A 5,811-nucleotide genomic window follows, 5' to 3' on the forward strand; every position below is an offset into this window, starting at 1 on the left:
AATCAATTTGAAATTGTCCAGGCTCAGTTTGATTCTAATGCTGAAAAGAGTGGTTTGAGTGAATCTATGTGTGAATTTTTGAGGGAAGCGGAAAGGGAAATACGTATTCGTATTCCGGTTGAAATGGATGATGGCACTACAAAGACTTTTACAGGATTTAGAGTCCAACATTCTACGGCCAGAGGTCCCGCAAAAGGTGGGTTGAGATTTGCAGAAGACGAAACTGTTGATATGGTAAGGGCATTGGCAATGATGATGGCATGGAAATGCGCAGTGGTAAACATTCCTTTAGGTGGAGGTAAAGGTGGTGTTGTTTGTAATCCCAGAGAGCTCTCAGAGAGGGAAACAGAAAAGCTTTGCCGGGGATGGGTAAGAAAAGTATATGAATTTGTAGGGCCGGAAATGGACGTCCCTGCCCCAGATGTGGCTACAAATGCTCAGGACATGTTATGGATTATGGATGAGTATGATACTATAGCAAGAAGCAGAAAGCCTGGTTTTGTTACTGGAAAATCGGTTGGTGTTGGTGGCTCATTGGGAAGAACAGAAGCAACAGGCTATGGAGTTATATATTGTGTAAGAGAGGCATTGGAAAAGTTAAATATTAGTATCAAAGGGGCTACTGCCTCTATACAAGGAGCAGGAAACAATGCCCAGTATTGCTGTGAAAAATTTGTAGAATTGGGCGGTAAAGTAATTGCAATGTCCTGTTGGGATGCCAATGATAAAAAAGCATATACATATTCTTCTGAAGATGGCATTAATCCAAAAGATTTATTTGCATCAGGCACTTTAGATAAATTTGGAACAATAAATCAAGAGAAAGCAAAATCATTTGGATGGAAACAGGAAGATGCCGATGCCTGGCTAAAAAAGCCTGTAACAGTTTTAATACCAGCAGCTTTGGGATCTGCAGTACATGAAGACAATGTAAATGAAATTAATTTCAATAGTGTTAAAATTTATGCCGAAGCAGCAAATACTCCTACTACACCTGGAGCAGATAAAATTATTAAAGAAAAAGGAATATATGTAATTCCGGACTTTCTCTGCAATGCAGGCGGTGTAACTGTTTCTTATTTTGAACAGGTTCAGAATAATATGAATTATTACTGGACTAAAGAAGAAGTTTTAGAAAAATTAGAAAAAATTATGACAGAAGCATTTAATGATGTAGCTCAATTGGCTGAAAAAGAAAACATGTATACCCGGGATGCTGCTTATGTTATTGCGGTTAGGCGGGTTGCTCATGCTGTTGAAGGAAGAGGTTGGGTAAAAAAATAGAAACGAAATTTAGGAATGAGGTTGAAGGCTATATATGCAAGTAATTGCCCTGGTAGGGGAGAGCGGAACAGGAAAAAGTCACAAAGCTCTATTGATTGCCCATAAAGAACATATTGATTATATTATCGACGATGGCTTGTTGATAAAAAAAGACAGGATTCTGGCAGGATTATCTGCCAAAAAAGAATCAAATAGAATACAGGCAATAAGAAGAGCAATTTTTTTTGAAGAAGAACATGCCAAATCTGTCAGAGATGTTATTAAAAAAGAAAAGCCAAAAAAGATAATGGTTTTAGGTACGTCTCATGGGATGGTTGAAAAAATTGTTAGTACATTAGAATTACCACCCATACACAAAACTTTTCTTATCGAGGATATTTCCAGCGACAAGGAAATCCAACTTGCTCGAAATAGCCGTTCAAAAGAAGGCACTCATATTATTCCTCTACCAGGGATAGAAGTTCAAAGGAAATTCCCAATAAATTTAGTAGATTCTTTAGAAATATTTTATAGAAAGAGATACAACAAGAGAAAAATTGGTGAAAGAACAGTTGTTAGGCCTCCTTTTAGTTATTTTGGTAAATTATACATTTCCGAAAACGCTATCCTGGATATTATTTCATATAACATAAATAATTATGAGGAAGTAATCAGGATTGGTAGAACCAAGATTAATATTACAGAAGACGGCATTTTAATACAGATGAATATAATTCTACGTTATGGCAACAGCATTACTAATACTGTTCAAAAAATTCAGGAGAAGTTAAAAAAAGAACTGGATTACATCACTGGTATTAATGTTATAAAGATTAACATATTAGTGGAAGATCTTATAATGGAAAATAACAAAGTTTAACAGACATAATATCATTGTTTTATTAATATTAATTTTTAATGAAAACAGGAGGTTGGACTAATTGTGGATTATAAAAAAGTAAAAAAAGCCAGAAAAGACTGGACAGATAAAACCCTGGACCCGGTATTGAAGAAGTTTCCAGAAAGAAAAGAAAAGTTTTTAACAGGTTCCAATAAGGAAGTAAAAAGATTATATGACCCATTGGATACAGAAAATATTGATTACCTTAAAGAAATAGGCTATCCCGGAGATTATCCTTATACAAGGGGTGTCCAACCTACCATGTATAGAGGTAGATTATGGACTATGAGACAATATGCAGGATTTGGGGATGCCGAGGAGTCAAATAGAAGATATAAATATTTGCTTAAAAATGGACAGACAGGGCTCAGTATAGCTTTTGACTTACCCACCCAAATTGGCTATGATTCTGATAATTCAATGTCCCATGGTGAGGTAGGAAAAGTTGGAGTGGCTATTGATTCATTGAAAGATATGGAAATATTATTTGAAGGTATACCATTGGACAAAGTAAGCACTTCAATGACTATTAATGCACCTGCTGCCGTATTGCTTGCCATGTATATTGCAGTAGCAGAGAAACAGGGAGTACCGGCTAATAAGTTAAATGGAACAATTCAAAACGATATACTAAAGGAGTATATTGCAAGAGGGACTTATATTTTTCCACCTTTACCATCTATGAGATTAATTACAGATATCTTTGAGTTTTGTTCTAAAGAGCTACCGAGATGGAATACTATTAGTATAAGTGGATACCATATCAGAGAAGCTGGTTCTTCTGCAATACAGGAAATTGCCTTTACACTGGCTAATGGTATTGCTTATGTTGATGCAGCTGTAAAAAAAGGTTTGGATGTAGATAATTTTGCTCCCAGGTTGTCATTTTTCTTCAATGCTCATAATGATTTGTTTGAAGAAATCGCAAAATTTAGGGCAGCCAGGAAATTATGGGCAAAAATTATGAAGGAGCGTTTTGGAGCAAAGAACCCAAAATCTTTAATGCTTCGTTTTCATACTCAAACAGCAGGTTGTACTTTAACTGCACAACAACCAGATAATAATATAATCAGAGTTACATTACAAGCTCTTGCGGCAGTTCTTGGCGGTACTCAATCATTGCACACAAATTCGAGAGATGAGGCTCTTTCGTTACCATCACAAAAATCAGTTAGGATTGCCCTGAGAACACAACAAGTGATTGGCCATGAAAGTGGTGTCACTGAAACCGTAGATCCGCTTGCAGGCTCTTATTATATTGAGACAATGACCAGGGAAATTGAAGATGAAGTAATGGTTTATATTGACAAAATTGATAAATTAGGAGGCGCTCCAAAGGCCATAGAAAATGGTTTTGTCCAAAGAGAAATACAAAATAGTGCTTATCAGTATCAAAAAGACATAGAGGATAAAAAGAAAATCATTGTAGGTGTAAATCAATTCCAATCAGAAGAAGAAACAATGAAAGATTTGCTTAAGGTAAATCCGAAAATTGAAAAGCAGCAGGTTGAAAAATTGGAAGATACTAAGAAAAGTCGCGCTGGAAATGAAGTTAATAAAAAATTAAAAGAATTAAAAAAAGCAGCTAATACTGATAAAAACTTAATGCCATTTATAATTGACTGTGTAAAAAGCTATGCTACATTAGGAGAGATATGTGACCAATTGAGAGACGTTTTTGGAGAATACAAAGATTCTATAAAGATATAGTATCAAGGAAGGTGAATTATGAGTAAAACAAGGATAAGAGTTTTAGTTGCTAAGCCGGGATTAGACGGGCATGATCGCGGAGCTAAAGTTATTGCAAGGGCATTGCGAGACGCAGGAATGGAAGTAATCTATACAGGCCTAAGGCAAACCCCGGAGCAGATTATTGAAGCAGCTGTGCAGGAGGATGTTAATGTAATTGGACTCAGTATATTATCAGGAGCTCATATGTATTTATTTCCAAAAATAACTGATATGTTAAAAGAAAGAAAAATGACTGATATTCTGGTAATCGCAGGAGGAATAATACCGGCTGAAGATATTGTTGAATTAAACAAAATGGGAATAAAGAAAGTTTTTACACCGGGCACTGATACAAAAGAAATAGTTGATTTTATCAAAAAAAATATAGCTGTTGCTTAATTTTTAAAAGGTGTATTATTTATGATTACGAGCAGTAGAATCCGTAAAGCTGATAGCAGGGCTGTAGCAAAGTTGATAACATTGGTGGAAAATGATTTCAAATCTGCTCAACCAATATTAAAGGAGTTACATCAATATTGTGGAAAAGCAGTTGTTATTGGAATAACTGGTCCACCAGGATCAGGCAAGAGCACTATCACGGATAAAATAACAAAACATTTAAGGAAAATGGGTAAAAAAGTTGGCATAATAGCCATTGATCCCAGCAGCCCTTTTACCGGTGGAGCTATTTTGGGTGATAGAATAAGGATGCAAGATTTGACAATTGATAAAGATGTTTTTATCCGAAGCATAGGTGCACGTGGTCATTTAGGTGGACTCTCAAGGTCAACACAGGCAGTTGTTAAAATTATGGATGCAATGGGAAAAGATTTTATTATTATTGAAACTGTGGGAGTTGGTCAATCAGAAATAGATGTAATTAAGGTATCGGATCTTGTTCTTTTGGTTGTAATGCCAGGAATGGGAGATGATATCCAAGTAATAAAAGCCGGGATTATGGAAATAGGAGATATATTTGTCGTTAATAAGTCAGATAGAGATGGTAGTGACAAATTAATTGCTGAAATTGAAATGATGCTTCATTTAAAAGAAGATAATGAAAAAAAATGGGTTCCTCCAATTATAAAAACTATCGGTACTGAAAACAAAGGAATAGCAAATCTTTGGAATGAAGCAGAAAAATGTATCAAGTACCTAAATAAGACAGGTGAACTATTAAAAAGAAGAAAGTATAGAACAAGAAAAGAAATATATGACCTATTTCAGGAAAATTGGCGCGAAATGTTTTTTCAATTTATAAGCAAAGAAATGTTTGAAAAAGAAGTTGATAAGGTACTAATGCAAAACGATAATCCTTATAACTCAGTAGAAAAATTAACTAAAATATTTAAAGAAAACTTAATTAAGGGAGGTAAATAAAAGTGTTTAAAAAGATTGACCATATTGGAGTTGCTGTTAAAAATCTTGGAGATTCGCTTCATATTTTTAAGGATATTTTAGGAATGCAATATACTGGGGAAGAAGAAGTAGAAGAGCAAAAAGTCAAGACAGCCTTCTTGCCTGTTGGAGAAAGTGAAATAGAATTGTTAGAATCAACTTCTCCAGATGGTGCTATTGCTAAATTTATTGAAAAAAGAGGAGAAGGTATTCACCATATTGCCTTCGAAGTGGATGATTTAGGGGAAAAACTAAAAGAATTAGAGAAAGCAGGCGTAAGATTAATTGATAAAGAACCAAGATATGGTGCTGGAGGGGCACAAATTGCTTTTTTACACCCCAAAAGTACAAATGGGATCTTGATAGAGCTTTGTGAACATAAATCTTAAAAGTAATATTCTTGGTAAAAATAAATTATGTCTTTAATGTTTGCAGGTTATTTTAAGATGAATCAATAAAGGCTTTATTTTATAAAATAAAAATTATCCAGGTAGTAAGAGAGGTGGAGACTTAATGGA

6 protein-coding genes are annotated in these 5,811 nt (G+C 34.8%); all 6 read left to right on the top strand.

Annotated elements, in window-relative coordinates; translation table 11 throughout:
- Positions 1-1,284: Glu/Leu/Phe/Val dehydrogenase (locus PHQ99_04615; GenBank protein ID MDD4288850.1), on the top strand; the 1,284-nt coding region annotated here is incomplete at its 5' end.
- Between the two features lie 34 nt (positions 1,285-1,318).
- A complete protein-coding gene (locus PHQ99_04620) occupies positions 1,319-2,143 on the top strand; it encodes an Asp23/Gls24 family envelope stress response protein (GenBank protein MDD4288851.1) in 825 nt (274 codons plus the stop codon).
- A gap of 63 nt (positions 2,144-2,206) precedes the next feature.
- Entirely contained in the window at positions 2,207-3,874 is a 1,668-nt protein-coding gene (locus tag PHQ99_04625) for a methylmalonyl-CoA mutase family protein (protein MDD4288852.1), read from the top strand.
- A gap of 18 nt (positions 3,875-3,892) precedes the next feature.
- Positions 3,893-4,294 carry a cobalamin B12-binding domain-containing protein gene (locus PHQ99_04630; GenBank protein MDD4288853.1) on the top strand — a complete coding sequence of 134 codons (402 nt, stop codon included), beginning with the start codon at positions 3,893-3,895 and terminating at the stop codon, positions 4,292-4,294.
- A gap of 21 nt (positions 4,295-4,315) precedes the next feature.
- Complete coding sequence (gene meaB / locus PHQ99_04635; protein ID MDD4288854.1) at positions 4,316-5,275, top strand: methylmalonyl Co-A mutase-associated GTPase MeaB; 960 nt, start codon at positions 4,316-4,318, stop codon at positions 5,273-5,275.
- 2 nt (positions 5,276-5,277) lie between these two features.
- Positions 5,278-5,682: a methylmalonyl-CoA epimerase gene (gene mce, locus PHQ99_04640; protein MDD4288855.1), complete on the top strand. Its 405-nt coding sequence runs from the start codon at positions 5,278-5,280 to the stop codon at positions 5,680-5,682.
- Positions 5,683-5,811: the final 129 nt, after the last annotated feature.

The organism is Atribacterota bacterium (genome assembly GCA_028703475.1).
Classification (GTDB): domain Bacteria; phylum Atribacterota; class Phoenicimicrobiia; order Phoenicimicrobiales; family Stramentimicrobiaceae; genus JAQVMU01.